Below are 26,924 nucleotides of genomic sequence, written 5' to 3' on the forward strand. Positions count from 1 at the left end.
TTGTTTCAGAAAATTACTTGTTTTTTAATTGTTGTGATGGTAGGGCAGGTGTGCTTATCTCAAGTCCAAGATCGTTCTGTTTTAAATGGTAAAATAGCCTCAAACACTTCAGATTTAGAAGGTGTTCATGTGATTAATGCTCAGACAGAAGAAACAGTAACAACAGATGCGTCTGGATCGTTTTCGATTTTGGCAAAAGCCGATGATGTATTAGTATTTTCTTCTATAAGTTTTAAAGAAAAAAGAATTATGCTAAAACCTGAGGATTTTACCAATCTTAATTTTGCGGTTAAGCTTACTATGGTAATGTATCAGCTGCAAGAAGTTGTGATAAAACGATATGATAATATTAATGCAGAAAGTTTAGGAATAATTCCTGAAGGTCAAAAAAAATATACAGCAGCCGAGCGAAAACTAAAAACAGCAACTGCTTTAAATGCCACAGCAAATGCTGGAACAATGGCTGGCGGATCTATTTCTGCAGATCCGCTGTTAAATTTCTTCTCGGGAAGAACGGCAATGCTTAAAAAAGAAGTGGCAGTAGAGAAAAAAGAATTTTTTATGAAACTTCTGGAGAATATGTTTAGTTTGGATCATTTTATTGACCGCTTAAAAATTCCAGCAGAATATGTAAAAGGTTTTGAATATTATGCTGTGGAAAATGAAAAATTTACCGTCATTTTGAATTCTAAAAATAAAACTTCTACCGAATTTCTTTTAGGGGAATTAGCGGCAAAGTATAAAGAAATAATTGCGAGTGAAAATAAGTGAAAAAATAACTGTTATAATGCTTTTGATTTTTGTTCAGATTGGTTTTGGGCAAAAAAACAATTCTAAAGAGTTGTTAGGTAAAATAATGGAACAATCGACGCCGATTGAGGGAGTAAATATTATTAACAATACAACTCAGGTTGCAACAATTTCAGATTCTGATGGTAATTTTTCGATTGCAGTAAGAGAAGGAGATGTTTTGGTCTTTTCTGCTGTGAATTTAGATCCGCTTAAGCGCAGGATTACAACAGAGGATTTGGCGTCTAATTTACTGGTTGTTAAAATGACCGCAAAAGAGGTGGAGCTGAGAGAGGTTGTTGTGAATGAAAATGCCAATATTACTGCCGAAAATTTAGGTATTATTCCGTATGGACAGAAAAAATATACGCCTGCAGAACGAAAAGTTTATACTGCAAATTCGACTTCTGTCGATAAGCTTTTAAATGCAATTTCCGGGCGGACTGCAATGTTAAAAAAAGAGGTAAATGTTGAGAAAAAAGAAGCCCTTTTTAGAAAATTAGAATACCTTTTTGACGAGAATTATTATACCGAAAGATTGAAAATACCTGTGGATTATATAAAAGGATTTCAATTATTTTGTGTGGAAGATGCTGAATTTGCTGTATCTTTGAATACTAAAAACAAAACAATGAGTATGTTTTTAATCACAGATCTAGCAAGAAAATATCTAACAATTCTCGAAAATGAAAAATAAATTAGGAGTACTCGTTGTCTGCTTATTTTGTCAAATTGTATTAGGGCAAAACGGTTCAAGAAAGCCATTACATGGTCAGGTAGTAAATGATTTTCTAGCAATAGAAAGCGGCTATGTAATGAATATTAATGCAAATGTAAGAACATTTATCGGTGCAGGTGGTTTATTTGATATTATGGCTCGTCCAAAAGACACTTTGTTGTTTTCTGGTTTGGCATTTCAATCCAAAAAAATTGTTCTGACAGAAAAAGATTGTGCTGAGGTTCTTTTTAAAATAAAACTTGATTTGGTGAATAATCAGCTTAAAGAGGTTGTTGTTCACAAAGAATTAAAAGTAAAATCATTGCAAGGCGGTTCGCAGGGAATAGTGGATATGCAGTTTGAAGATGACAAGCAATCGACAGCCAAAAACACAGCAATGCTCTCTGATCAAACCATTAAATATGGAATGGACTTTGTTCGAATTTTTAAAGATGTTAAAAAGCTTTTAAGCAAAAAAGAAGATGTAAAAGAAGAAGAAGTTACGGATATTGCTTTTGTAGAATATGCTAAAGATAATTTTACAAAAGATTTCTATACCAAAACTCTCGGACTTAAAGAAGATGAAATAGAATTGTTTTTGATGTATTGCTCTAATGATGCAGCTTCGAAACAATTTTTAGAGCCTGATGAAAAATTCCAGTTAATGGATTTTATGGTGAATAAGAATAAAGAATTTAAGAAAGCTGCTGCAGTTCAAAAATGAAAAATAAATTAGTTTACTGTCTGCTGGCAGTTTTGTTTGTATTGTCATCTGCATTTACTTTTCATAAATTTTACGTTGGGGTTTTTCAAGTAAATTATGCTGCCGAAAAAAAAATGCTACAGATTACTTCCCGCATTTTTATTGATGATTTGAACAATGCAATGGAAAAGAAGTATCACAAAAAAACATTCGTTGGCACAAGCAAAGAAACGCAGGCAGATATTGACTTATTAAAAAAATATCTCTCAGAAAATTTTTTGATCAAAGTAAATGGGCAGCCAAAAGCAATAACTTTTTTATCTAAAGAAGTAGAAGCAGATGATGTTTTAGTTTGTTACTCAAGGATTAAAGATGTAGAGAAGTTTAAAACATTAGAAATTTCAAACACTCTTTTAGTAGATTGGAATGCAGAACAACAAAACATTACACATATTTCAGCTTTTGATACTAAAAGAAGTGTTCTTTTTACAGAATCTTCAAGAAAAGAAGTGTTAAAGTATTAATGGATTTCTAGAATTATTATTTTAATTGCTATTTTCACAGCCTGATAAATTACCATTAGATTTTTATGAAAAAACTTTCATTATTATTACTTTTTCCTGCAATGTTAGTTGCACAGGAAAAAGCAACAACCACGCCTGTTAGACAGCAGGGAAAATACGATACCAATAAATTTAGCCAGATGTACGATTTGCTGGCAACTCCAAATATGTTTCGTACAGCTTCTGGAGCTCCAGGACCAGCTTACTACCAACAGCAGGCCGATTATAAAATTGATGTTGAATTAGACGATAAAAATTCAAGATTAAGCGGATCTGAAACTATAACTTATTCGAATAATTCGCCAGATAGTTTAGAGTATTTATGGGTGCAGTTGGATCAAAATCAAGCAAGAGCCAATGGTCAGACTTCATTAGCAGAAGGTGAAAAAATCAATCAGGTTTTACCTCTAGATGGTTTTTCGTCTAAATATTTGAAAAAAGATTTAGAGCGCGGTTTTAATATTGAGCAAGTTAAAGATGCTAAAGGAAATGCATTGTCATATACCATCAACGAAACAATGATGCGTATTAATTTGTCTTCACCTTTAAAACCAGGAGAAAAAATCTCTTTCTCAATAAAATGGTGGTACAATATCAATAATTATAGAAAAGAAGGCGGTCGTTCTGGATATGAACTATTCGAAAAAGACGGAAACAAGCTGTATGTAATTGCTCAATTCTATCCAAGAATGGCAGTTTATAATGATGTTGAAGGCTGGCAGAATATGCAGTTTTGGGGAAGCGGAGAGTTTGCTCTTCCTTTTGGGAACTTTGATGTAAATATTACGGTTCCTGCAGATCACGTGATCGATGCTACAGGAGAATTAATGAACAGAAGCGAAGTATTTACGGCAGAACAAGTAAAAAGATACGAGCAGGCTCAAAAATCATTTGATAAACCAGTGGTTATTGTAACGCAGGCAGAAGCGGAAGCTGCTGAAAAAGGTTTTTCTGAAAAGAAAAAAACTTGGAAATTTAGTGCTAAAAATGTTCGTGATTTCGGAATTGCTTCTTCAAGAAAATTCATTTATGATGCAATGGCTGTAAAAATTGGCAACAGAACTGTTATGGCAGAATCTGTTTATCCAAAAGAAGCAAATCCACTTTGGGGAGAAACTTCTACAATGGTTGTAGCTCATACTTTAAAAAGTTATTCTTCTCATACTTTTGATTATCCTTATCCGAAAGCAGTTTCAGTTTCTGCGGAAGATCAAGGAATGGAATATCCAATGATTTGCTGGAACTACGGTCGTCCTGATGAAAATGGTGTAACAAGCAGAGAAGTTAAAAACGGAATGATTGGTGTTATTATTCACGAAGTTGGGCATACTTTCTTTCCAATGATTGTAAATTCTGATGAACGTCAGTGGACATGGATGGATGAAGGTTTAAATTCATTTTTAGAGTATTTAGCAGAGCAGGAATTAGATCCGAATTTCCCTTCGAGAAGAGGACCAGCAAAAAATATTGTTCCTTACATGAGTGGAGATCAAAAGTTTTTGGAGCCAATTATGTCGAATTCTGAAACGATTCACCAATTCGGAAATAATGCTTACGGAAAACCAGCAACTGGTCTTAATATTTTAAGAGAAGTGGTTATGGGAAGAGAATTGTTTGATTATGCTTTTAAAACGTATGCAAACAGATGGAAATTCAAACATCCAACGCCTGAAGATTTCTTTAGAACTATGGAAGACGCTTCGGCAGTTGATCTTGACTGGTTTTTTAGAGGATGGTTTTATTCAACAGATTTTGTAGATATCGGAATTAAAGATGTAAAACAATATTATGTTTCAGATACTCCAACTGCAGATATTAAAGATGTCAAAGTAAGAAAAGGACGTTTTGGATATGAAAAAGGACCTTTTGTTTATTTAGTTTCTGGAGATAATGCAGAAGTTAATCAATCAAAGAAAAAAGCTTTAAAAATTGAAGATTTCAAGCCTTTGGCTGATTATGTTGATCAGACTTTTACTGCTGAAGAAAAAGCTAGTATTAAATCGCCTAAATACTTCTACGAAGTTGAATTCAACAAACCAGGCGGAATGATTATGCCTATTTTAGTTGAGATTACTTATGAAGACGGTTCTAAAGATAGTTACCAATATCCAGCACAAATCTGGAGAAAAAGTAACGAAACGGCTAAAAAAGTGTATGCTACAACAAAAGCAATTAAGAGTATTCAAGTCGATCCAAAACTGTTAACAGCAGATATCGATGTTACTAATAATTCTTGGCCAAAAGTTGAGACAAAGTCAAAATTTGACTAAACTAATAAATGATAATTAAAAGTTCATCAGGTTTGTAAAAGCTTGATGAACTTTTTCTTTTTTATTAAAATACATTTTAAAGGACTTTTTAAGTTAATTTTAAAACTCTACGCTGCAAAATTTAATATCTTTGCGACAACAAAAATAAAAGTTATGTTTGGTATAGGAGGAGGAGAATTAGTTTTTATACTGTTTATTGTACTAATGCTTTTTGGTTCTGATAAAGTACCAGAAATTGCACGCACGATGGGTAAAGCTATGGCTCAATTAAAAAATGCGACTAATGATATTAAAAGTGAAATTCAAAAGGGGGCAGAGGCTAATGGTCTTGATTCTAAATCTTTGACGGATATTACTGGAAATATTAATGCAGAAATTAATAATGCAAAATCTAATATACTTGGAGAAAATGGAAGTCTCTTAGGAGATACAGCCAATGAAATCGACAAAGTAAAAGAAGATATTGATACCATTTCCGGACCTATTAAACGCCAAAGATAATGCTTGAAAAAATACAGGAATTAGATACAAATCTATTAATATATCTTAATGGATTAGGTTCTGAAACATACGATAAATTTTGGCTCTTCATTACCAATCAGTTGTATTGGACACCATTTTTCTTATTACTGTTTTTTCTTATTTATAAAAAAATAGGAGGAAAACAAACTTTGTATTTATTGCTGTTTGTAGCAATTTTGATTGCTTTTACAGATCAAACCTGTAATTTATTCAAACATACTTTTCAACGCTTACGTCCTTGTAATAATCCAGATTTAGCTTCGATTATTCGAATTGTACAGGTTAGAAAATCCTATAGTTTTTTCTCTGGACATGCGGCAAATACAATGGCGGTTTCAACTTTCTTGTTTTTAGTTTTAAAACGTCACTTCAAATATTTTGGATTCTTATTTTTATGGCCTCTAATTTTCGCTTACAGCCGTATTTATTTAGGATTGCATTATCCTGGTGATATTCTAGCAGGGTATTTCTTCGGAGCGCTTTTTGGATCTTTACTTTATTTAGTGTATAGAAAATTAAAACCGCAATATTTCCCAGGATAGTTCTTTTTAAGATGCTAAGTTTCTAAGATTTTAAAGATATATTAAAAAAAACCTCCAGCTTAGCTGGAGGTTTTTTTATGGGCAAATAAAAGGCCTTAGCCTCCTTTAGCATTAAAAAAACTAAGAGTCTTAGTTATCTCAGAAACTTAGCATCTTAAAAATCTACAACACTCTCGAAACCGTCAATCCATCACGAATTGGCAGTAAAACTGTTTCGACTCTTGGATCATCTTTTAAGAGTTGATTATATTCCAAAAGAACTTTTGTACTTACATCATTTGGATGAACAGGTTCGAGGATTTTTCCGCTCCATAAAACGTTATCAGACAAAATAATGCCGCCCTTATTCATTTTTGGAACAATCATTTCCCAGTAGTTGAGGTAATTTTCCTTATCAGCATCAATAAAGACCAAATCAAATTTTACATCTAAATCTGGAATAATATTTACAGCTTCGCCTAAATGTTGAAAAATTTGGTTGCCCCAAGGAGATGCATCAAAGTATTTTCGCTGAAAATCAACTAATTCTTCTTTAATATCTATAGTATGTAATTGACCATTTTCCTGCATGCCTTCACATAAGCATAAGGCAGCATAACCTGTGTAAGTTCCAATTTCAAGAATATTTACGGGACGAATCAATTTAGACAACATGCTTAAAACACGTCCTTGAAAATGACCGCTTAACATTCTCGGTAAAAGTATTTTTTGGTAAGTTTCTCTATTGAGTTTGGCTAACAATTCTGGTTCATTTTCAGAATGCTGTTCGATATAATCTTCTAATTCTTGTGATATGAAATGCATGTTGTAATATCTTGTAATTTGAAGCAAAAGTACAAAAATATCGGCGTAGTTTTTTGCATAAAAAAAACCATCCGCCTTGGCGGATGGTTTCAATTTAGATTTAGATGAAATTTATTTTTTCAAAGCTTCATTTACTTCTTTTGCTGTTTTTACAGTTCCGTCTTTCGCTGCTTTTGCTGCGTTTTCAACTTTCTCTGCACCTTTTTTAGTAGCGTCTTTTACATCAGTTGCTGTCTTTTTTGCAGCATTCTCAACATCATTTGCAGCTTTTTTAGTTGCATCTTTTACGTCGCTTGCTGCATTTTCTGTTGCATCTTTCGCTTTTGCAGCAGCGCTTTCGGCTTTACTAACTGCAGTGTCTGTTACTTCTTTAATATCTGTTGTTAATGAGTCAACCTTGTTTCCAAGAGTTAATTCTTCATCTGCAGGTTTAGGCTCTTTCTTCTCGCATGATTGAACACCAAATGCTAATAAAGCAACAACAGCTAAACTTAAAATTTGTTTTTTCATAATTACATTTTTTTTTAGGTTGATAAAACTTAAAGGTTATATGGCTGAAAAATAAAAGTACAAATTTTAAAATGATTGAGCTCTTTGTAAGATTATTTTTCTTTTGAGAGCAAAACAATTCTTGTGCCAAATTTTGACTTTTTAGCTTGGCGTTCGATTTTTTTTATGGCGAAAAAATTTTAGTCATTATAAATTTTATATTAAAGAATGAAGAGTTTAATTATACTTGAATTTGCCCTTATTTTCTTCACTGTTTTTGAGGTCTTGTTAAGAATGCACTAAAAAGCGGTAAAAAATGACAAAAGTGATTAACTTTGCAGCATGCAAATGGAGAAAAAAGACATACGAGCCTTATCAAAAGAGCAGCTTCGCGATTTTTTTGTTGAAAATGGAGATAAAGCTTTTCGCGGAAATCAGGTTTATGAATGGCTGTGGAGCAAAGGTGCTCACAGTTTTGAAGATATGACAAATGTAGCAAAGACTACAAGATCTATGCTTGAAAACAGTTTTGTGATCAATCATATCAAAGTGGATACGATGCAGAAAAGCAGCGACGGAACTGTAAAAAATGCTGTGCGCCTTCATGACGGACTTGTTGTTGAATCTGTTTTAATTCCAACAGACACGAGAACGACAGCTTGTGTTTCTAGTCAAGTAGGATGCAGTTTAGATTGTAATTTCTGTGCGACAGCAAGATTAAAAAGAATGCGAAATCTGGAACCAGGCGAAATATACGACCAGGTCCTGGCTATTGATAAAGAAAGCCGTTTGTACTATAATCATCCACTTTCGAATATTGTTTTTATGGGAATGGGAGAGCCTTTAATGAATTACAATAATGTCATTAAAGCAATCGATATGATTACGTCTGAGGAAGGTTTAGGAATGTCTCCAAAACGAATTATGGTTTCGACTTCTGGAATTCCTAAAATGATCAAAAAAATGGCAGATGATGACGTGAAGTTTAAATTAGCAGTTTCACTACATTCTGCAATTGACGAAACTCGCGCGAGAATTATGCCGTTTAGTAAAAATTTCCCTTTAAAAGATTTACGTGAAGCTTTAGAATATTGGTACAGAAAAACCAAAAGCAAAGTTTCGTATGAATATGTAGTGTGGAAAGGAATTAACGACGATAAAGCTTCAGTTGATGCATTAGTAAAATTCTGTAAATATGTGCCTTGCAAAGTCAATTTGATTGAGTATAACCCAATTGATGACGGCGAATTCCAGCAAGCTTCAGAAGAATCTATTGCGGCTTATATTAAAGCATTAGAGAATATTGGAATAGTTGTAAAAGTAAGACGAAGCAGAGGTAAAGACATAGACGCCGCATGCGGCCAGCTAGCCAATAAAGAAGCAGAATAAATATTCGCCAGAATATATTACGTTAGAAATATCTGATTGGTAGAAAAAAGTATTAGAGTAAATATTCGCTGAAAATATTATTCCGTTAGGAATATTTCATTGCTCAAAAAACAGAAACCAATATACTCCGTAGGAGTATCTGGAACATTTGAAAAATAAAACAAATAAAAAAAGCATTAAAAACAAGGATCAATCTTGTTCTTAATGCTTTTTTTTCGGGCAAAAAGGATTTTATTTTTTCAAATCTATTTCTTCTGTAACGCCATCTTTAGTTACTGTTGCAAGAGTATCACATTCTCCGCTTCCATAATCTATAGTTGCCGAAGCGCCGTTTTTAGTAATTGAAACAATTCCTTTTACAGCAAAAGATTTTCTGCACAAAGCATTAAACTCTAAGGGAGTAGTAATTTCTGCCGAGTAAGTATCTCCGTTAGGAAAAGTTGTTGTACCGCTTCCTGTAACCACAAACACGTTATCATCCCAATCAAACCAAGTATCGTAACCAGAAGTCATTTCTTTTATTAAAGTTCCTTTTCTGGTGTAAACGCCTCCGTCATCAAAAGTAATAGTCAAATCAATTGAAGCTGTAGAAACAGGATGAGCTGTCACTAGCAAATTAGTTTCTTTAATTGTTCTCACAATACTTTTACTTCCTTGAAGTTTTCGTCCGTTATGGTAAAATCCTTCAAAAGTGTAACTAATAGTTTGAGTAGACGAACTAAAATCATTAGAAAAAGAAACAATCATTTTTCCTTTAACCGTATTTCCGTTATTCAAAGTACAGCCTTCAACACCAAAATCTACTGTTTTTGTCCAAGTATTATTGGTTAAAACTGTTGTTATGGTAGCGCAGCTAGGCAGAAAGTTTTTAATAGGTCCGCCAGGTTTTGCGTTAATATTAATTTGTGAGCTAAATTGATCTTCGGCAATATTGGTAACATCATCTACAGAGGCATCGATTTTAGAATTTGTGATAATTTCTTCGTTCGTAATCGTTTTTGCAGATCCATCATTTGTTTTTTCATCAGAATTACAGCTGATGAAAAAAGACATTGTAATACAAGTGCTAAGTAATAAAAATTTTGTTTTCATAAATAAATAGTTTTGGGTTCTTCTTTTAAATTAATGAATTCAAATCAGTATTAGTTAGAGCTATTTTTGGTGGGAATTTTTAGATTAAGACATAAAATATTAAAATCCTAACCTAAAATACACAACGTATTTTTATTAAAAATAGTATATTTGAAGTCTAAATGAATATTACGTCTCAAATAAAGCAGCCTATTTTTAACGAGATGGAACTTTTCGAAAAAAAGTTCCATGAATCGATGACCTCGAAGGTTGCCTTGCTAAACAGAATCACTTATTATATCGTAAACCGTAAGGGAAAACAAATGCGTCCGATGTTTGTTTTTCTTACTGCAAAAATGGTTTCTGGCGGTATTGTAAACGAAAGAACCTATCGCGGAGCTTCAGTAATTGAGCTGATTCATACCGCAACTTTAGTACACGACGATGTTGTGGACGACAGTAATCGCCGCCGCGGATTTTTTTCTATCAATGCGCTTTGGAAAAATAAAATTGCCGTTTTGGTTGGTGATTATTTATTGTCTAAAGGTTTATTACTTTCTATAGATAATGGTGATTTTGATTTACTGAGAATTATTTCTGTAGCCGTTCGCGAAATGAGCGAAGGAGAATTGCTTCAAATAGAAAAAGCCCGCAGACTTGATATTACCGAAGATGTTTATTACGAAATCATCCGAAAGAAAACCGCGACACTTATAGCAGCTTGTTGTGCGCTTGGTGCGAAAGCTGTAATTGAAGATGATATTCAGGTAGAAAACATGCGAAAGTTTGGTGAGCTGATCGGAATGGCTTTTCAAATCAAAGACGATTTATTCGACTATAGCGAAGAAGCCATCGGAAAACCAACCGGAATCGATATTAAAGAGCAAAAAATGACTTTGCCTTTAATTCACGTTTTAAATACTTGTACGCCGCAAGAAAAAAAGTGGCTGATAAACTCCATCAAAAACCACAACAAAGACAAAAAACGGGTCAAAGAAGTTATTGCCTTTGTAAAAAATAACAATGGTTTGGCTTACGCCGAAGACAAAATGGTGCAATTCCAGCAGGAAGCGCTTTCTCTGCTTCAAAACTTCGAAGATTCTGAGTATAAAGAGGCGCTGACTTTGATGGTCAACTACGTTATTGAAAGAAAAAAATAATCTTTTTAAATTAGATAATCAGAAAATTTATCAATTAGATAATTGATTTACTTTGTTGTAAATCAGTTGTGTATTGCTATGTGTTGGAATTTGGAATTTGGAATTTAATTTTTTTTTTTTTTTACTCTCATGCAACCATTTCAAATCGACAATCGTCTATGCTAATAGAAGTCTGTTTCTAAAACCAAAAACAAACCAAAAACCAAAAGCTTATAAATGAAAATTATTCATTTACATCAAGAAGAAACCAAAATCATACAGTTGGCTGTCGAGAATAATCGGCAGGCACAACAGCAGATTTACAGTAAGTTTTCTTCAAAAATGTTGAGTGTATGTCGACAGTATATAAAAGACATTCAGCTGGCAGAAGATGTAATGATAACAGCATTTATGAAAGTGTTTACGAATTTAAAAAACTTTGAACACAAAGGAAGTTTTGAAGGTTGGATCCGCCGAATTATGGTTAACGAATGCATTTCGTATTTGAGAGTTCAGATAAAAGTAAAATTTGCCGAAGATGAGTTTTTTGTAGAAGAAAGTTTTAATGAAATCGACAGCCAGTTTACTGTAGAACAGATTCAATATTTAATTGATGCTCTGCCAGATGGCTATAAAATGGTTTTCAATTTATACGCAATTGAAGGTTACAAACACAATGAAATTGCCAAGATGTTAGGAATTAATGAAGGAACATCGAAATCGCAGTTATCGCACGCTAGAAAAATGCTGCAAACACAAATTAGTATTTTAAAAAAACAAGATAATGGAACCGAATAGTTTTGAAAAGGATTTCCGTGATAAACTTAACGAGAGAAAAATTGAACCAAGCAATAAAGCCTGGGATCGATTGAATGCAATGTTGAGTGTAGCAGAAGAGAAGAAACCAATTACGATTGACTCAAATAAAAAATCGAGAAGAAAATGGTTGTACATCGCAGCCAGCTTTATCGGATTTCTATTGGTGGGAACTCTGTTTTTCAATCAAAATAAAAATGCAGTTGAAGTTCCAAAAACAGTAGTGGTTGAAAAGGAAATCCAAAAAGAATCAGTTACAAAACCAGCTATAAATAATATAGATTCAATTAAAACTGAAAATGCAATTGCTGAAAAAACTTCAGAACAAGTTTCAGAACAAGCTTCAGCAAAACAAGAAAAAGTGAACAATCAAATTTCAAATAAAACCAATAAAAATGAATCAAATCAAATAGCGGAGTCTTCAATCATCATCAAAAACAATCAAGAAAAACAATCAGCCAGCAATCAAGTCTTAATTACAGAGAATGCTAAAAATTCCAATGTAGATCAGTTATTAGAAACTGCAGAAAATAAAGTTTTAGCCGAAAGTTCTACTAAAAAGGCAAAAGTAAAAATCAATGCCAGCGATTTACTGAATCAGGTAGACGGTGAATTAGAGCTTTCTTTTAGAGAAAAAATGATTACCAAAGTAAACAAGAACTTTCAAGATGTCAAAGTCGCTTTATCGAATAGAAATCAAAAAGAGTAGAGGCAATGACAATGAAAATGGCAATATCAATATCAAATTTCATATCGAAAAATTAACCATTAACAATCAATAATAATTAAAAATCAATCATCAATCATTTTTAAAATCAATCAATCATGAAAAATATTACTATTTATTTCATTCTATTCTTTTTCTTACTGATAAGCAAAGTAATGGGGCAGGAAACTTTTGAATCTGAAGCGAAAAGAATCGCTAATAAAATTGAGAAAATTACCAAAGAAGAGAAAGAAGCTCTAAAAGAAGAAGTTGAAGCTGTAAATGTTCAATTATCTGAAGGTAAAATTACGCAGGAACAGGCTGATAAACGCAAAAAAGAACTTGCAGAAGCTCGAGCTGTAATTATTGAAGAAAAAATTACTTTGGCACAAAATGAATTAAATGATTTGGTGCAGAAAAAAGTAGATGGAAAGATAAAAGAAGATTCTTCTAAAGTCTATATGATTCGCTGGAAATCTCATAAAGACACCAAAGATTCTATCCACGGCGAAAAAAGAACCACTTCTCAATTTGTATTTGCAATGGGATTGAATAATATGATGGTCGATGGAAAGCTTCAGGATTCCAATTACAGTTTTATCGGTTCGCATTTTTACGAATGGGGTTTTACGTATAACTCAAGATTATTGAAAAATGATAATCTGCTTCATGCCAAATATGGACTTTCATTAATGTACAACAATATCCGTCCGACAGACAACAGGAGTTTTGTTGTAAATGGCGATCAGACTAATCTGGAAGTGAATTCGGTTAATTTAAATGAATCTCGTTTTAGAAATGTCTATTTGGTTGCGCCTGTACATTTAGAGTTTGATTTTTCAAGACCAGTGGAAAGCAACGGAAAAACTTATTTTAAAACACATAGAAGTTTCCGTTTTGGAATTGGAGGCTATGCGGGAATCAATGTAAAGTCAAAACAGATTTTAAAATTTGAAGATGAAGATTTAAAATATAAAACCACTATAAAAGGGGATTACAATGTAAATAATTTTATTTACGGTCTGAGTTCGTATATCGGTTATAGAGAATTGAGTTTATATTTTAAATACGATTTAAATCCATTATTTCAGAATAATTTAGTCAAAGAGAATAACATTTCGTTAGGACTTCGAGTAGATTTAAACTAAAAGAATTGGTCGTTTAGTTAGTAAAAAAAGCATCTCAAACGAGATGCTTTTTTGTTTTAAAAATGATTAAAATTCAAATAGGATTTGCGTATTTTTACAAGCTCTCAACTTTAAAAATATATTAGACTTTGATTTCACAAAATACCATAGATTCTGTTTTTGAAACTGCTCGAGTAGAGGAGGTTATCGGCGATTTTGTGAATTTAAAACGTGCAGGAAGTAACTTCAAAGGCTTGAGTCCGTTCTCAGATGAGCGCTCTCCTTCGTTTATGGTGTCGCCGGCAAAAGGGATTTGGAAAGATTTTAGTACGGGAAAAGGCGGTAACTCTGTTAAATTTTTGATGGAACATTCGCAGTTTACGTATCCAGAAGCCATTCGTTATTTAGCCAGAAAGTATAATATCGAAATTGAAGAAACAGAACAATCAGAAGCAGAAAAAGCAAATACAGACATCCGCGAAAGTATGTATTTGGTTTCTGAATTTGCGGCCAAATATTTTCAGGATGTTCTCCTCAATAGTGAAGAAGGAAAAGCAATTGGTTTATCTTATTTTAAAGAAAGAGGTTTTACCAATGAAACGATTAAAAAGTTCAACTTAGGATACTCTCCAGAAACTTGGGATGCTTTGACGAAAGAAGCCCTTGGAAAAGGATATAAATTAGAATTTTTAGAAAGTACAGGATTAACAATTGCCCGAGAAGACCGTCCTTTTGATCGTTTTAAAGGACGTGTAATGTTCCCAATTCAAAGTATGTCGGGACGTGTTTTAGGATTCGGCGGACGTATTTTAACCAATGATAAAAAGGCGGCAAAATACCTAAATTCGCCAGAAAGTGATATTTACCATAAGAGTAAAGTCCTTTACGGAATTTATCATGCCAAGCAATCTATCGCCAAACAAAACAATTGTTATTTGGTTGAAGGTTATACCGATGTAATTCAGTTTCATCAAGCAGGAATTGAAAACGTTGTGGCTTCTTCAGGAACAGCTTTAACGCCAGACCAGATTCGTTTGATAAATCGTCTGACTAGAAATATTACAGTACTTTTTGATGGAGATGCTGCAGGTTTAAGAGCGTCAATTCGAGGAATCGATTTGATTTTGGAAGAAGGAATGAATGTTAGGGTTTGTTCTTTTCCTGACGGAGAAGATCCAGACAGTTTTGCGCGTAAAAATTCGCATGATGCATTAGTTGCTTATTTAGAAGAAAACAGTAAAGACTTTATACAGTTTAAAGCTTCGATCTTGATGGGTGAAGCTAAAAATGATCCAATCAAAAAAGCCGACCTGATTCGTGATATGGTTACGAGTATTTCTAAAATACCAGACCGTATTCAGCGAGAAGTATATATTCAGGAATGTGCGCGAATAATGGATATTTCGGAGCAGGTTTTGGTAAGTACGCTGGCGCAGTTAATTCAAAAGGATATTGCAGAGGCGAACAAAAAACAAAAACAGGATCAAAAGCCTTTTGAAGTTCATAGAAATCAGCCTCCAAAAAATGCAGGATTTTCAGGAGGTGATCCCGAAGACCCAAGAACCGGACCACCAGATGATTATCCTGGAGACCCGGGTTATTATCCAGAAGCACCAGCAGAAAAGGTAAATATTTTATACGGCTTTGAAAGAAAAATTATTGAAATTCTTCTTTTGTATGGAAGTGTGGTCGAAAATTTCGAAGATGTTTTCTTAAAGACAGATGAAGAAGGAAACATAAAAGAGGTTTCTGAAAAAAGAGAATATAAAGTATTTGAAAAAGTGTATTTAAGTCTACAAGAAGATGAGGTAGAATTGTCGAATACATTATTTCAAAATATTTACAACAATATAATTGACTTCTACAATCAAAATGAGACTTTTAGTTTAGATAAATATTTGATGCATTTACAGCCCGAATTTGCTCAGGAAGTAACCAATATTTTAATGGAAGACGAAAGAGTTACCATTCATAATTGGGAGGGACAGAATATTTATCCAAAACATAAAAGCGAAACCATAGAACAAAATGTTTCTGAAACCATTTTTTCAATGCGATGGTATTTGGTATCTGGAATTATTGCAGAATTGAAAAATTCTCTTTTGACAAATCCGCAGGAAGATAATTCTGAAGTTTTGAGTATGGTTGTGGATTATTCTAAATTATTAAATAATTTTTCTAAGAAATTAGGGCGAGTAGTAGTGCCATATCATTAAAAGAAAAAAACTCTATCTAATGATGAATCAAAAGATAGAGTTTTTATAAAGATTTCCGATTTACTTAAAAAATAAAAATTAAGATCTTCGATTTGTAATTAAATAATTTCTAAAGTCTTCGCTTTATTTACTAAGTCAACTAAATTAGTAACATTTAATTTAGTCAATAATCTCAGTTTGTAAGTACTGATCGTTTTTTCGTTCAGGTTTAAGATTTTAGAGATTTCATTGTTTTTCTTTCCATCACTTAAGTAACGCAAAACTTCGATCTCGCGATTTGAAAGTTTTCTGTACAGACGCTCGCTTTTGCTTTGTTTCGCAATAAGGGCCATGTTTTTGCGTACTGTTTCGTTGATGATAATTTTTCCTTCGTGTACTTTAATAATAGAATGTCCTAGTGTTTCTAGTTTTTCTGTTTTGTGTACATACCCGGAAACTCCTGCTTTAATTGCATTTGGAGCATACATTTGCTCAGCAAGATCACTGAAAATAACAATTTTTGTTTTTGGGAAATTTTTTAGGATAGATTTAATTTCAAAGATGCTTGAAAGACCTTCTAATTCTAAATCTAAAATTAAAATGTCGATCTCCTTCGTCTGAAGAATGTCTCTAACCATTGAAAAATTGCCTACGTTGGCAACAATTGAAATTTGATCGTGGTCTTTAAAATAAGACTTAACGCCAAAGTGCGTCACAGGATGATTGTCTGCTAGACATACTTTAATCATAATTTTTACCTTTTTTAGAATTGTTCATGTTTTTGGAACTGTAAAATTAATAAATAAATTCTGTAATTAATTGCAGACAAATGTTAAAAAAAATTATTTTAACGTTTTTGGTATAGTACACACCGGAATTGGGTCCATTTTATGCTTGTTGCTGGTGTTTAATCTTTTATAAATTTCAAAGACAGATTTTTCTCTCCCCTCGAAGTCATCCGCCGTTTTTCCTGACTCCGCGGCTAACATTGCCCATTCGAGTTCATCATAACTTGCTCCTAATTGGTCTTCATCGGTACGATTGTCACCAAATAATCCATCTGTAGGTGCTGCTGTTAAAATTGACTGCGGAATTTGTAAAAATTCTCCTAATGCATAAACATCAGATTTCATTAAATCGGCAATCGGACTTAAATCTACGCCGCCATCTCCATATTTAGTGTAAAAACCTACTCCAAAATCTTCTACTTTATTACCAGTTCCAGCAACTAGTAAACCGTGAAGACCAGCTAAGTAATACAAAGAAGTCATTCTGATACGAGCGCGTGTATTGGCCAATGCTAAGCTTACTTTTGCATCATCATCTGTTTTGGGAACAGCATTTTTAAAAGATTCAAAAGTTTCAGTCAAATCAGTTTGAACATCAGAAACATTTGGGAAACGCTTTTTTAGCTGTTCAATATGTTCTTTTGCTCTGCTTACTTGACTTTCTGCCTGATGAATAGGCATTTCTACACACAATACTTTCAGTCCTGTCTGCGCGCATAAAGTTGAAGTTACCGCAGAGTCTACACCGCCAGAGATTCCGATTACAAAACCGTTTACTTTTGCGTTATTGGCATAATTTTTTAACCACTCTACAATATGCGTATTTACTTTTTCTGTCTGAATTGTACTTTTTTTAGCCATAATAGTTTAAGTTTTAAAATGCAGGGATGTATATTTGCAGAATTATTTCAAAGTATACATTTACTTTAAATTCTGGTAACACAAATCTAATTAAAATAAAATGAAAATTTATCGCTTTGCAGTGGTTCTGTGCCTGTTTTTTTTGTCTTGCGATCAAAAATCTAAGGTTGAAAAAGAAGTAGAAGAAATTCCCGTTGATATAAAAGTAGAACGTTTTGATAAGGTATTTTTTGAGACCAAACCTCAAGATCTTGCAAAGGTGAAAAAACAATATCCTTTTTTCTTTCCTGCCGGCAACGATGACAATATTTGGTTGCAGAAAATGAACGATCCGATCTGGAAGGAAGTTTATGAAGAGGTACAAAAAAAATACAGCAATTTTGAACCAGTTCGTAAAGAGTTTGATGCTCTTTTTCAACACGTAAAATATTATTTCCCTAAAACTAAAATTCCAAAAGTCATTACAGTTATTGGTGAGATGGATTATAGTGCAAAAGCAATTTATGCAGATAGCCTTGTAATTGTAGCTTTAGAACTCTATCTGGGGAAAGATCATAAGTTTTATGAATTTCCAAACTATTTAAAACAGAATTTTGAGGAAAGACAGATTATGCCAGATGTAGTTTCGAGTTTTTCTTACCGAAATATCCCAAATTTACCAGACAGGAGTTTAGTGGCTCAAATGGTTTTTGAAGGAAAACAGCTTTATGCAAAAGACCTGCTTCTTCCAGATTATACAGATGCAGAAAAAATGGGTTATACACCAGAGCAGATTAAATGGTGTGAAGAAAATGAAGCCTATATGTGGCGTTATTTTATAGAAAATGAAATGCTTTACAGCGATGATCCAAAATTGACGACGCGATTTATGACACCAGCTCCTTTTTCTAAATTTTATTTGGAAATAGACAACGATTCTCCAGGCCGTGTAGGTGCTTGGATTGGGTGGCAGATGGTGCGTTCTTATATGAAAAACAATAATGTTTCTTTAGCTGAATTGTTTAAAGTTCAGCCGAAAGAGATTTTCGAAAAATCAAAATATAAACCTAAGAAATAATGGCAGACACAATAAATTCAGAGATTAAATTCAACGTAGAATTAGACGAAAACCGCGTTCCCGAAAAATTAACTTGGAGCGCTCAAGATGGCGGAGTTAACGCTGAAGAAGCAAAAGCTATAATGTTGTCTATTTGGGACAGTAAAGCAAAAGAAACAATGCGTATCGATTTATGGACAAAAGATATGCCGGTAGACGAAATGAAGATTTTCTTCCACCAGACTCTAGTAGCAATGTCAGATACTTTTAAACGTGCTACAGACGATGAAAAAATGTCTGACACCATGAAAGATTTCTGTGATTATTTTGCTGAAAAATTGGAGCTGACAAAACAATAAAAATTCTAATAAAAAGAAGAAATCCCAAATGCCAAACTTTAAAAATTGGAATTTGGGATTTTTTATTTCCTCTTTAAGGTATCTTCTTTCGCTTTTAAAATAAAATTAATCAAAAATTTTAAGGAGGTTTATTTTTATAGATTACTTTAGTAAGGTAAAATTAATTGTATGCTGTTCCCATTTCTAGTAAGTCTTGTCGGATTATTTTTTTTGTTGTTAAATAGCATTCTTTTTTATACGACGCGAAAAAACAAAGATGTCCAGTATTTCATAATTACGGTTTATCTGATGTTTTTATTTGTGCAGGAATTGTGCTGTAATATTATTGGGTTTTATAGACCGGGATCAAATTTTTTCCTTTCCCATTACTACTTTATTTTTCAATTTATTGCTTTAAGTATATTCTTCTGGAGTTTGTTTACAAATGTTAGGTTGAAAAATACAGTACTTTTTTTTCTTGTACTGGTTTTAATTTTATTGGCGATACAATATTACAGAAAACCAGATCTTTACTGGAAGTTTAATTTGTTTGAAATTGGTGTTACCTCAGTGTTACTGATTGTATATGCACTTACTTTTGTGATACAAAATATTCGAATTGCTAAACTAGATTATTTGTATTTCTCTAATGGATTGATAATTTACCTTATCAGCAGTTTAAGTATTTTTTTGAGTGGTAATACCGATTCAGTAATTTTTACAGAACCATTTGTACTTGATTTTTGGTTTTTTAATTCTTTGTTTTACATCTTGTATCAATTCTTAATATTTAAAGAATGGAAAGTTTTAAGATATAAAAGGAATGCTAATGAATTCAAGTTGAAAGATATTCTCTAATTTTATAAAACTGATGACTAATAATAAAAAAACTCCAAATTCCATTTTTAATACTTTGGAATTTGGAGTTTAAATATTTAGAATTGATGTTTTTAAATAGAATTTAAAAATCCGCTGTTGTTTTTAAAAACTTCTTGGTTTACTTCATCAATGTAAGACAAAAGTTCTTCTTTTCCGATTGATTCTGTAGATGAGGTTACGAAATATTGCGGCATTTCAGCCCAGTTGTTGGCATACATTTGTTTTTTGTAAGCAGCAATATGAGAGTCTACTTTTACTTTACTGATTTTATCAGCTTTAGTGAAAATAATACAAAACGGAATTTCGCTTTCTCCCATATAAGACATAAATTCAATGTCTATTTTTTGGGCTTCGTGGCGAATATCAATCAAAACAAAAGCACAGACCAATTGTTCTCTGTTTTCAAAATAATCAGTAATAAACTGCTGAAAAACAGATTTTGTTTTTTTTGAAACTTTAGCATAACCATAACCTGGTAAATCGACTAAAAACCAATTATTGTTGATTTTAAAGTGATTTATTAATTGAGTTTTTCCTGGTCTTCCAGATGTTTTTGCTAAATTTTTATGGTTGGTAATCATGTTTATCAACGATGATTTACCTACGTTTGATCGGCCTATAAATGCGTATTCCGGCAGAAACTCAGCTGGGCATTTTGAAGCATCAGAATTACTGATAATAAATTCGGCGCTATTAATTTTCATGTATTTTGTTTTTTAAAACCTTCTTAAAATCGAAAGTCAGAGGCTATAATTTCTGCTCGGTGAGCCATTTCTCTAGAATTTCATTAAATTCATCAGGATGTTCCATCATAGCGGCATGTCCACATTTGTCAATCCAATACAAAGTTGAATTTGGCAATAATTTATCAAATTCTTCTGCAACATTTGGCGGTGTAACAGAATCATTTTTACCCCAAATAATGCAGGTTTCTACATCCATTTTTGGTAAATCTTTAGCCATATTATGACGAATTGCACTTTTAGCAATCGTTAAAGTTTTAATTAATTTGATGCGGTCATTAGCGGTTGCGTACACTTCATCAATAAGCTCAGGAGTTGCAATTTTTGGGTCATAAAATACATCTTCAGCTTTCTTCCTGATGTATTCGTAATCACCTCTTCTAGGGTAACTGTCTCCCATTGCACTCTCGTAAAGACCAGAACTTCCAGTGATTACAAGTCCAGCAACTTTTTCGGGATAAAGCTTTGTGTGGTACAATGCGATATGTCCTCCTAAAGAATTTCCGAGAAGAATTACTTTGTCAAATCCTTTAAAAGTAATAAAATCTTTTACGTACTTGGCAAAACTTTTTACGTTAGTTTTTAAAATACTTTGAGTATATATTGGCAAATCCGGGATAACAACTTTATATCCTTTTGTTGGGAAATATTGTGCTACACCATCAAAGTTACTAAGACCTCCCATTAACCCATGCAGAATAACGATAGGTGTACCTTCTCCAGCTTCAAAATAGCTGTATTTGCCTTCTTTTTTGTAGTGTTTGTCCATCTAATCTAATGCCAATTTCAATTTCGACAAATATAGGGTTAAATAAATAAAAATGAATTTTTGCTGCCATTTTTTAACTAGATAATTTCGGTAGAATTTCTAATCCGTTAAAAACCAGTAATTAATGCATGTTTTGTTAAAATCTTAAAATGTTAATAAATCTGCATTATAATCAATTTTTTAAGAAAATTAGCGCATTATTTTTTCGAATGAATAACGTATTTATTAATCTGTTAATTAATAGTTAATGTATTGATTGTTTGTTAATTATAGAAAGTGGTATCAATGTGGTTAAACTTATTAACAAAGTGGTATAAAGTGGTAAAATGTGGTAATATTTTTTATATTTTTGCTGTATAACATGTTAACTAGTTTTTTTTGAACACAATTGTTGGAACATATGAATGTAAAGTCGATGCTAAAGGGAGGCTAATGATGCCCGCACCTTTGAAAAAGCAATTGACGGCTTCTCTTCAAAGCGGGTTTGTTTTGAAGCGTTCTGTTTTTCAGCCGTGTTTAGAATTGTATCCAATGGAAGAATGGGATGCGATGATGAAAAAAATAAACAAGCTTAATCGCTTTGTAAAAAAGAATAACGATTTCATTAGGAGGTTTACTGCTGGTGTTAAAGTGGTTGAGGTTGATGCATTAGGAAGACTGCTTGTTCCAAAAGATTTGGTAACGTTTGCTAGTATTTCTAAAGATGTGGTTTTTTCATCTGCGGTTAATATTGTGGAGATTTGGGATAAAGATTTATACGAAAAATCAATAAGCGGCGAAGATATGGATTTTGCAGATTTAGCCGAAGAAGTAATGGGAAATATTAATGACGACGACAATGGAATATCATAATCCGGTTTTGCTTCATCCAACAGTAGATGGTTTAAATATTAAACCTGACGGTGTGTATGTAGATGTTACGTTTGGAGGCGGTGGTCATTCAAAAGAAATTTTAAAAAGATTAGGGCCAAACGGAAGGCTGTTTGCATTTGATCAAGACGAAGATGCACTTGCAAATGCATTGCCAGACGAAAGGTTTACCTTGATAAATGAGAATTTTAGGTTTTTAAAAAGATTTTTACGTTTTCACGGAGTAAAATCGGTAGACGGAATCTTGGCAGATTTGGGAGTTTCGTCACATCAGTTCGATGTTCCAGAAAGAGGTTTTTCAACCAGATTTGATGCCGAACTAGATATGCGGATGAGTCAAAAAAATGATTTGAATGCTTATCGGGTGGTTAACGAATATGAAGAACAGGATTTACGTCGTGTTTTTTTTGATTATGGGGAGTTGAAGAATGCACCAGTTTTAGCAAGAACAATTGTAGAGGCAAGAAGAGATTATCCGATCAAAACGACAGACGAATTAAAAGATGTTTTGAAGAAATATTTGCCAGAGAAAGTTCGAAATAAAATATTGGCCCAGATTTATCAGGCTATTCGAATTGAGGTAAATCAGGAAATGGATGTTTTGAAAGAATTCATCGAGCAGTCATTGGAGGTTTTAAAACCAGGAGGAAGATTTTCTGTAATCTCTTATCATTCTTTAGAAGATCGTCTGGTAAAAAGATTTATCAAAAACGGAATGTTTGAAGGAGAACCAGAAAGAGATTTTTTCGGAAATTTTTCAGTTCCATTTAAAACAATAGGAAAATTGATTGTTCCAGATAATGAGGAAATCAAAATCAATAATAGAGCAAGAAGTGCCAAATTAAGAGTTGCTGAAAAGATATAATATATATTAAGGTAGGAAAAAATGAAAAGCGGCGTGTTTAGCATATTAAAAGCAAGATTTCTGATACATGATGATGCGGTAAAAAATTGGCGTTTTATTGTTTTTATAATTCTGCTGGCCATTTTGATGATTGCAAATACACAGCGATACGAGCAAAAGGTTTTTGAAATTGCGAAATTAAGCAACGAAGTAAAAGAATTGAGGTCTGAATTTGTAGATCGACGTTCAGAATTAATGAAATTAAAAATGGAGTCAACGATTTCTGATAAAATGAAGGAAAAACAAATTTTTCCTTCTACAGTTCCTCCAGTTAAAATAGAAGTTACAAAAGAAGAAGAAAAAAATTTCTTTAAAAGAATATGGCAGTAGAAGATAAACATATATCCTACAGAATTTACCTCGTAGCAGTTTTCATCTTTTTGATGGCAATTGCTATTGTAGTTAAGTTAACCAATATTCAGTGGGTTGAAGGAGATTATTATAGAAAACTGGCTAAACAGCGTACAGTTAGAAATTTTGTAATTCCGGCAAACAAAGGAAATATTTATTCTGCTGATGGAAGTTTATTGGCAACCTCAATTCCGAACTATGAAATTCGTTTTGATGCAAAAGCACCAAAAAAAGAAACTTTTGAGAAGTATGTAAAGCAATTAGCAGATTCTTTAGAAACTGTTTTAGACAGACCATCAGGTTATTACGAAAAAGAATTAAGAAAAGCGCGCGAAAATAAAAACCGTTATTATTTGATTGCCCGCAATTTAAGTTATACCGAATATGTGAAAATTAAAGGTTTTCCATTATTTAATTTAGGCGCTTTTAAAGGTGGGATTATAGTTGAACAAGAAACCGTTAGAAAACATCCAATTGGAAAAATTGCAGAAAGAACAATTGGTTACGACCGAGTTGATCCTGCAACAGGTGTAGAAGTTGGAAAAGGAATTGAGTGGGCTTTTAAGAGTTATTTGAACGGGAAAGACGGTAAAATTCTAAAACAAAAAATTGCAAAAGGGCAGTGGAAACCAATTCGTGATTTGAATGAAGTAGATCCAATTGATGGTTATGATGTTATTTCGACTATAGACGTTTTTATTCAGGATATTGCGCATCATGCTTTGCTGAAACAATTGCAAGATTATGAAGCAGATCACGGCTGTGTTGTAGTTATGGAAACACAAACAGGCCATGTGAAAGCAATTTCAAATTTAGGAAGAGCAGAGGACGGATCGTATTACGAAACAACAAATTACGCAATTGCCGAATCTCACGAACCAGGTTCAACTTTTAAGCTGGTCGACTTGATGGCAATTTTGGATGATAAAGTAGCTGATACAAGTACAGTTTATGACAGCCATAACGGTGTAGTTAAATATTATGGAAGATCAGTTCGTGACTCGCACAACGGAGGTTATGGAAAGGTTTCATTAGCACGTGGATTTGAACTTTCATCAAATACTGTAATGGTTCAAGCGGTTTATGAAAATTACAAAAATAACCCATCTAAGTTTGTAAATCATGTCAATAGTTATGGCTTAAATAAGACGCTGGGATTGCATTTCAAAGGAGAAGGAAGACCATATATACCACAGCCAGGAGACAAACATTGGTCAGGAGTTTCGCTTCCTTGGATGGCATTTGGATATGGAGTTTCAGTTACACCAATGCAGACTTTGGCATTATACAATTCAGTTGCAAATGATGGTGTGATGGTAAAACCGCAGTTTGTGTCTGAAATTAAAGAGTGGAATAAAACTATCAAGAAATTTGATGTTGAAGTTATAAATCCAAAAGTTTGTTCTCCAGAAACATTAAAGAAAGTGAAAGCAGTACTGCTGAATGTAGTGAAGAAAGGGACAGGTTCTAAATTGTATTCGAAAGATTTTTCGATGGCAGGAAAAACAGGAACAGCTCAAATGAATTATGGAGGAAAAGAAGGAAAATCAGCGTTGTATTATGCTTCTTCTTTTGTGGGTTATTTTCCAGCAGATCATCCTAAATATTCTTGTATTGTAGTGGTTCATAAGCCAAATACGGCTAAGAATAACTATTACGGAGCAGATGTTGCAGGGCCAGTCTTTAAAAGAATCGCTCAAAAGATTTTTACTGATGCGCCTTCAACAAATAAGATTAAAAAATTAGATACTAGAATTCCAAAACAGGATGCTAGTTATGATAAATATATTGTAGAAGCCAATAAAAAGGTTAATCAGATTCCGAATTTAAAAGGAATGCCGGGAATGGATGCAATTGCTTTACTGGAGAATTTAGGTTTAAAAGTAAAAGTAAATGGAATGGGGAAAGTAAAGAATCAATCGATTCAAGCGGGAACCAATATTAGCAAAAACACAACAATTGTATTAGAATTATCGTGAAAATATTAAAAGACATATTATATAAAGTAGCTATTGAATCTGTAAAAGGTTCAACAGAAACTGCTATTCAGAAAATTGAATTTGATTCACGTAAAGTCGAAGCAAATGATGTTTTCGTGGCAATTCGTGGTTCACTTTCAAATGGACATGATTATATTGAAAAAGCAATTCAATTAGGAGCAAAAGCAATCATTTGCGATACGCTTCCAGAAAATATTACCAAAGATGTTACGTACATTCAGGTAAAAGATACCAATACAGCTTTGGCTTTTATGGCTGCTAATTATTTTGAAGATCCATCTGCAAAATTAAAATTAGTTGGTGTAACTGGAACAAACGGAAAAACAACAATTGCATCCTTATTATTTCAATTGTTTCAAAAAGCAGGTTTTAAAGTTGGTTTATTATCAACTGTAAAAATCATGGTTGATGAAAAAGAATATCCAGCAACGCATACAACGCCAGATTCGCTAACAATTAATCATTATTTAAATGAAATGGTCGAAGCTGGAGTTACACATTGTTTTATGGAAGTGAGTTCGCATGGAATTCATCAAAAACGTACTGAAGCATTGCATTTTGTAGGTGGAATATTTACGAATCTATCACACGATCATTTAGATTATCATCCAACTTTTGCAGAATACAGAGATGTTAAAAAGTCGTTTTTTGATTCACTTCCAAAATCAGCTTTCGTTTTATCTAACATAGATGATAAAAACGGAACTGTAATGCTGCAAAATACAGCTGCTAAAAAACAGACGTACGCCTTAAAATCTTATGCCGATTACAGAGCTCAGATTTTAGAAAGCCAATTATCAGGATTATTATTAAAAGTTAATGATAATGAGGTTTGGGTAAAGCTAATTGGAACTTTTAATGCATACAATGTTTTAGCTATTTATGGAACAGCTGTAGAGCTTGGAATTGATAGTCTTGAAGCGTTGCGCTTACTATCTGATTTAGAAAGTGTTTCGGGTCGTTTTCAGTATATTGTATCAGACGGAGGAATTACGGCTGTTGTAGATTACGCACATACGCCAGACGCTTTAGAAAATGTTTTGAAGACGATAAATGATATTCGTACCAAAAATGAACAGTTAATCACTGTTGTGGGTTGTGGCGGAAATAGAGATAAAACGAAACGTCCTATTATGGCGAAAATTGCTTCAGATTTGAGTGATAAAGCTATTCTGACTTCTGATAATCCAAGAAATGAAGATCCAGAAGTCATTTTGGATGAAATGGAGCAGGGAGTGGAGCCTCACAACTATAAAAAAATGCTGCGAATTACAGATAGAAAACAAGCTATTAAAACCGCTTGTCAATTGGCTCAGCCAAAAGATATTATTCTGATTGCCGGTAAAGGACATGAAACGTATCAGGAAATAAATGGTGTTCGTCATCATTTTGATGATATGGAAACAGTAAAGGAAATTTTAGAACAATTGAACAAATAACAAAATCAAAATTCCAAATTCCAAAATCCAATGCAACATTGGAATTGGTCTCGAAGTTTCGGGATAAAAATTGGAATTTTAATTCAAAATTGGAATTTAAAAT

At 33.0% G+C, this 26,924-nt stretch carries 27 protein-coding genes; 20 read left to right on the forward strand and 7 right to left on the reverse strand.

Annotated features, from left to right (window positions below):
- The 7 genes from QMG60_RS08180 to QMG60_RS08210 all read left to right on the forward strand — a co-directional run bounded on the left by QMG60_RS08180 (nt 1) and on the right by QMG60_RS08210 (nt 6,107).
- Nucleotides 1–771 carry a carboxypeptidase-like regulatory domain-containing protein gene (locus QMG60_RS08180; RefSeq protein WP_281867437.1) on the forward strand — a complete coding sequence of 257 codons (771 nt, stop codon included), beginning with the start codon at nt 1–3 and terminating at the stop codon, nt 769–771.
- A gap of 16 nt (nt 772–787) precedes the next feature.
- Nucleotides 788–1,486 carry a carboxypeptidase-like regulatory domain-containing protein gene (locus QMG60_RS08185; protein ID WP_281867438.1) on the forward strand — a complete coding sequence of 233 codons (699 nt, stop codon included), beginning with the start codon at nt 788–790 and terminating at the stop codon, nt 1,484–1,486.
- Complete coding sequence (locus QMG60_RS08190) at nt 1,476–2,231, forward strand: hypothetical protein (protein ID WP_281867439.1); 756 nt, start codon at nt 1,476–1,478, stop codon at nt 2,229–2,231. Before QMG60_RS08185 ends, QMG60_RS08190 begins: the two co-directional genes overlap by 11 nt.
- Nucleotides 2,228–2,734, forward strand: a complete 507-nt coding sequence (locus tag QMG60_RS08195; protein ID WP_057117218.1) for a DUF6702 family protein — start codon at nt 2,228–2,230, stop codon at nt 2,732–2,734. Before QMG60_RS08190 ends, QMG60_RS08195 begins: the two co-directional genes overlap by 4 nt.
- 65 nt (nt 2,735–2,799) lie before the next feature.
- Nucleotides 2,800–5,043 carry a M1 family metallopeptidase gene (locus QMG60_RS08200; protein ID WP_281867440.1) on the forward strand — a complete coding sequence of 748 codons (2,244 nt, stop codon included), beginning with the start codon at nt 2,800–2,802 and terminating at the stop codon, nt 5,041–5,043.
- Between the two features lie 153 nt (nt 5,044–5,196).
- Nucleotides 5,197–5,544, forward strand: coding sequence for a twin-arginine translocase TatA/TatE family subunit (locus tag QMG60_RS08205; RefSeq protein ID WP_113679888.1), 348 nt, complete (start codon nt 5,197–5,199; stop codon nt 5,542–5,544).
- Nucleotides 5,544–6,107, forward strand: coding sequence for a phosphatase PAP2 family protein (locus QMG60_RS08210; RefSeq protein ID WP_281867442.1), 564 nt, complete (start codon nt 5,544–5,546; stop codon nt 6,105–6,107). The genes QMG60_RS08205 and QMG60_RS08210 overlap by 1 nt, the downstream gene beginning before the upstream one ends.
- Nucleotides 6,108–6,269: 162 nt before the next feature.
- Here the strand turns inward: QMG60_RS08210 and QMG60_RS08215 are convergent, their stop codons facing one another.
- Complete coding sequence (locus QMG60_RS08215) at nt 6,270–6,911, reverse strand: O-methyltransferase (protein ID WP_281867930.1); 642 nt, start codon at nt 6,909–6,911, stop codon at nt 6,270–6,272.
- 111 nt (nt 6,912–7,022) lie between these two features.
- Entirely contained in the window at nt 7,023–7,421 is a 399-nt protein-coding gene (locus QMG60_RS08220) for a hypothetical protein (protein WP_281867443.1), read from the reverse strand.
- Between the two features lie 321 nt (nt 7,422–7,742).
- On the opposite strand from QMG60_RS08220, the gene rlmN reads away from it, so the two are divergent.
- Nucleotides 7,743–8,789: a 23S rRNA (adenine(2503)-C(2))-methyltransferase RlmN gene (gene rlmN / locus QMG60_RS08225; RefSeq protein WP_134139432.1), complete on the forward strand. Its 1,047-nt coding sequence runs from the start codon at nt 7,743–7,745 to the stop codon at nt 8,787–8,789.
- Nucleotides 8,790–9,020: 231 nt separating this feature from the next.
- Here rlmN and QMG60_RS08230 read toward each other — a convergent pair whose 3' ends face one another.
- Nucleotides 9,021–9,881, reverse strand: a complete 861-nt coding sequence (locus QMG60_RS08230; RefSeq protein WP_057117209.1) for a hypothetical protein — start codon at nt 9,879–9,881, stop codon at nt 9,021–9,023.
- A gap of 161 nt (nt 9,882–10,042) precedes the next feature.
- On the opposite strand from QMG60_RS08230, the gene QMG60_RS08235 reads away from it, so the two are divergent.
- The 5 genes from QMG60_RS08235 (at nt 10,043) to dnaG (ending at nt 15,864) form a co-directional block, all read left to right on the forward strand.
- Nucleotides 10,043–11,020, forward strand: coding sequence for a polyprenyl synthetase family protein (locus QMG60_RS08235; protein WP_281867444.1), 978 nt, complete (start codon nt 10,043–10,045; stop codon nt 11,018–11,020).
- A 216-nt stretch (nt 11,021–11,236) separates the two neighbouring features.
- Entirely contained in the window at nt 11,237–11,797 is a 561-nt protein-coding gene (locus tag QMG60_RS08240) for an RNA polymerase sigma factor (protein WP_281867445.1), read from the forward strand.
- Nucleotides 11,784–12,524, forward strand: a complete 741-nt coding sequence (locus QMG60_RS08245) for a hypothetical protein (protein ID WP_281867446.1) — start codon at nt 11,784–11,786, stop codon at nt 12,522–12,524. The genes QMG60_RS08240 and QMG60_RS08245 overlap by 14 nt, the downstream gene beginning before the upstream one ends.
- A 116-nt stretch (nt 12,525–12,640) precedes the next feature.
- Entirely contained in the window at nt 12,641–13,669 is a 1,029-nt protein-coding gene (locus QMG60_RS08250; protein WP_057117203.1) for a hypothetical protein, read from the forward strand.
- Between the two features lie 128 nt (nt 13,670–13,797).
- Nucleotides 13,798–15,864: a DNA primase gene (gene dnaG / locus QMG60_RS08255; RefSeq protein ID WP_281867447.1), complete on the forward strand. Its 2,067-nt coding sequence runs from the start codon at nt 13,798–13,800 to the stop codon at nt 15,862–15,864.
- A gap of 98 nt (nt 15,865–15,962) precedes the next feature.
- On the opposite strand, the gene QMG60_RS08260 is transcribed toward dnaG, so the two are convergent.
- Nucleotides 15,963–16,592: a response regulator transcription factor gene (locus tag QMG60_RS08260; RefSeq protein ID WP_008467169.1), complete on the reverse strand. Its 630-nt coding sequence runs from the start codon at nt 16,590–16,592 to the stop codon at nt 15,963–15,965.
- 93 nt (nt 16,593–16,685) lie between these two features.
- A complete protein-coding gene (gene nadE / locus QMG60_RS08265; RefSeq protein WP_281867449.1) occupies nt 16,686–17,492 on the reverse strand; it encodes an NAD(+) synthase in 807 nt (268 codons plus the stop codon).
- A 100-nt stretch (nt 17,493–17,592) separates the two neighbouring features.
- On the opposite strand from nadE, the gene gldB reads away from it, so the two are divergent.
- Nucleotides 17,593–18,549 (forward strand): gliding motility lipoprotein GldB, encoded by a 957-nt coding sequence (gldB, locus tag QMG60_RS08270; RefSeq protein WP_057117200.1) that lies wholly within the window; start codon nt 17,593–17,595, stop codon nt 18,547–18,549.
- The gene (gene gldC / locus QMG60_RS08275; RefSeq protein ID WP_057117199.1) at nt 18,549–18,887 is read left to right on the forward strand and encodes a gliding motility protein GldC; all 339 of its coding nucleotides are present in this window, start codon (nt 18,549–18,551) and stop codon (nt 18,885–18,887) included. Before gldB ends, gldC begins: the two co-directional genes overlap by 1 nt.
- Before the next feature lie 929 nt (nt 18,888–19,816).
- Here the strand turns inward: gldC and yihA are convergent.
- Both yihA and QMG60_RS08285 read right to left on the reverse strand, forming a co-directional pair.
- Nucleotides 19,817–20,449: a ribosome biogenesis GTP-binding protein YihA/YsxC gene (gene yihA / locus QMG60_RS08280; RefSeq protein ID WP_057117197.1), complete on the reverse strand. Its 633-nt coding sequence runs from the start codon at nt 20,447–20,449 to the stop codon at nt 19,817–19,819.
- A 43-nt stretch (nt 20,450–20,492) separates the two neighbouring features.
- Nucleotides 20,493–21,257 carry an alpha/beta hydrolase gene (locus QMG60_RS08285; RefSeq protein WP_057117196.1) on the reverse strand — a complete coding sequence of 255 codons (765 nt, stop codon included), beginning with the start codon at nt 21,255–21,257 and terminating at the stop codon, nt 20,493–20,495.
- Between the two features lie 378 nt (nt 21,258–21,635).
- Here QMG60_RS08285 and mraZ point away from each other — a divergent pair, with 378 nt between their 5' ends.
- Genes mraZ through QMG60_RS08310 form a run of 5 tightly spaced genes read left to right on the forward strand, consistent with a single transcriptional unit; the run spans nt 21,636 to nt 26,821 of the window.
- Nucleotides 21,636–22,109 carry a division/cell wall cluster transcriptional repressor MraZ gene (gene mraZ, locus QMG60_RS08290; protein ID WP_134139448.1) on the forward strand — a complete coding sequence of 158 codons (474 nt, stop codon included), beginning with the start codon at nt 21,636–21,638 and terminating at the stop codon, nt 22,107–22,109.
- Entirely contained in the window at nt 22,084–22,992 is a 909-nt protein-coding gene (gene rsmH / locus QMG60_RS08295) for a 16S rRNA (cytosine(1402)-N(4))-methyltransferase RsmH (RefSeq protein ID WP_198530118.1), read from the forward strand. Before mraZ ends, rsmH begins: the two co-directional genes overlap by 26 nt.
- Nucleotides 22,993–23,013: 21 nt before the next feature.
- Entirely contained in the window at nt 23,014–23,361 is a 348-nt protein-coding gene (locus tag QMG60_RS08300; RefSeq protein WP_134139452.1) for an FtsL-like putative cell division protein, read from the forward strand.
- Nucleotides 23,352–25,361: a penicillin-binding protein gene (locus QMG60_RS08305; protein ID WP_281867450.1), complete on the forward strand. Its 2,010-nt coding sequence runs from the start codon at nt 23,352–23,354 to the stop codon at nt 25,359–25,361. The genes QMG60_RS08300 and QMG60_RS08305 overlap by 10 nt, the downstream gene beginning before the upstream one ends.
- A complete protein-coding gene (locus tag QMG60_RS08310) occupies nt 25,358–26,821 on the forward strand; it encodes a UDP-N-acetylmuramoyl-L-alanyl-D-glutamate--2,6-diaminopimelate ligase (protein WP_281867451.1) in 1,464 nt (487 codons plus the stop codon). The genes QMG60_RS08305 and QMG60_RS08310 overlap by 4 nt, the downstream gene beginning before the upstream one ends.
- Nucleotides 26,822–26,924 lie beyond the last annotated feature (103 nt).

The sequence above is a fragment of the Flavobacterium sp. GSB-24 genome (assembly GCF_027924665.1).
GTDB lineage: Bacteria > Bacteroidota > Bacteroidia > Flavobacteriales > Flavobacteriaceae > Flavobacterium.

Bases quoted from the DNA above. Each gene is read 5' to 3' on its own strand.
- QMG60_RS08185 (WP_281867438.1), top strand. From the start codon at position 788: ATGCTTTTGATTTTTGTTCAGATTGGTTTTGGGCAAAAAAACAATTCT.
- QMG60_RS08190 (WP_281867439.1), top strand. From the start codon at position 1,476: ATGAAAAATAAATTAGGAGTACTCGTTGTCTGCTTATTTTGTCAAATT.
- QMG60_RS08195 (WP_057117218.1), top strand. From the start codon at position 2,228: ATGAAAAATAAATTAGTTTACTGTCTGCTGGCAGTTTTGTTTGTATTG.
- QMG60_RS08200 (WP_281867440.1), top strand. From the start codon at position 2,800: ATGAAAAAACTTTCATTATTATTACTTTTTCCTGCAATGTTAGTTGCA.
- QMG60_RS08205 (WP_113679888.1), top strand. From the start codon at position 5,197: ATGTTTGGTATAGGAGGAGGAGAATTAGTTTTTATACTGTTTATTGTA.
- QMG60_RS08210 (WP_281867442.1), top strand. From the start codon at position 5,544: ATGCTTGAAAAAATACAGGAATTAGATACAAATCTATTAATATATCTT.
- QMG60_RS08215 (WP_281867930.1), bottom strand. From the start codon at position 6,911: ATGCATTTCATATCACAAGAATTAGAAGATTATATCGAACAGCATTCT.
- QMG60_RS08220 (WP_281867443.1), bottom strand. From the start codon at position 7,421: ATGAAAAAACAAATTTTAAGTTTAGCTGTTGTTGCTTTATTAGCATTT.
- rlmN (WP_134139432.1), top strand. From the start codon at position 7,743: ATGCAAATGGAGAAAAAAGACATACGAGCCTTATCAAAAGAGCAGCTT.
- QMG60_RS08230 (WP_057117209.1), bottom strand. From the start codon at position 9,881: ATGAAAACAAAATTTTTATTACTTAGCACTTGTATTACAATGTCTTTT.
- QMG60_RS08235 (WP_281867444.1), top strand. From the start codon at position 10,043: ATGAATATTACGTCTCAAATAAAGCAGCCTATTTTTAACGAGATGGAA.
- QMG60_RS08240 (WP_281867445.1), top strand. From the start codon at position 11,237: ATGAAAATTATTCATTTACATCAAGAAGAAACCAAAATCATACAGTTG.
- QMG60_RS08245 (WP_281867446.1), top strand. From the start codon at position 11,784: ATGGAACCGAATAGTTTTGAAAAGGATTTCCGTGATAAACTTAACGAG.
- QMG60_RS08250 (WP_057117203.1), top strand. From the start codon at position 12,641: ATGAAAAATATTACTATTTATTTCATTCTATTCTTTTTCTTACTGATA.
- QMG60_RS08260 (WP_008467169.1), bottom strand. From the start codon at position 16,592: ATGATTAAAGTATGTCTAGCAGACAATCATCCTGTGACGCACTTTGGC.
- nadE (WP_281867449.1), bottom strand. From the start codon at position 17,492: ATGGCTAAAAAAAGTACAATTCAGACAGAAAAAGTAAATACGCATATT.
- gldB (WP_057117200.1), top strand. From the start codon at position 17,593: ATGAAAATTTATCGCTTTGCAGTGGTTCTGTGCCTGTTTTTTTTGTCT.
- gldC (WP_057117199.1), top strand. From the start codon at position 18,549: ATGGCAGACACAATAAATTCAGAGATTAAATTCAACGTAGAATTAGAC.
- yihA (WP_057117197.1), bottom strand. From the start codon at position 20,449: ATGAAAATTAATAGCGCCGAATTTATTATCAGTAATTCTGATGCTTCA.
- QMG60_RS08285 (WP_057117196.1), bottom strand. From the start codon at position 21,257: ATGGACAAACACTACAAAAAAGAAGGCAAATACAGCTATTTTGAAGCT.
- rsmH (WP_198530118.1), top strand. From the start codon at position 22,084: ATGACGACGACAATGGAATATCATAATCCGGTTTTGCTTCATCCAACA.
- QMG60_RS08300 (WP_134139452.1), top strand. From the start codon at position 23,014: ATGAAAAGCGGCGTGTTTAGCATATTAAAAGCAAGATTTCTGATACAT.
- QMG60_RS08305 (WP_281867450.1), top strand. From the start codon at position 23,352: ATGGCAGTAGAAGATAAACATATATCCTACAGAATTTACCTCGTAGCA.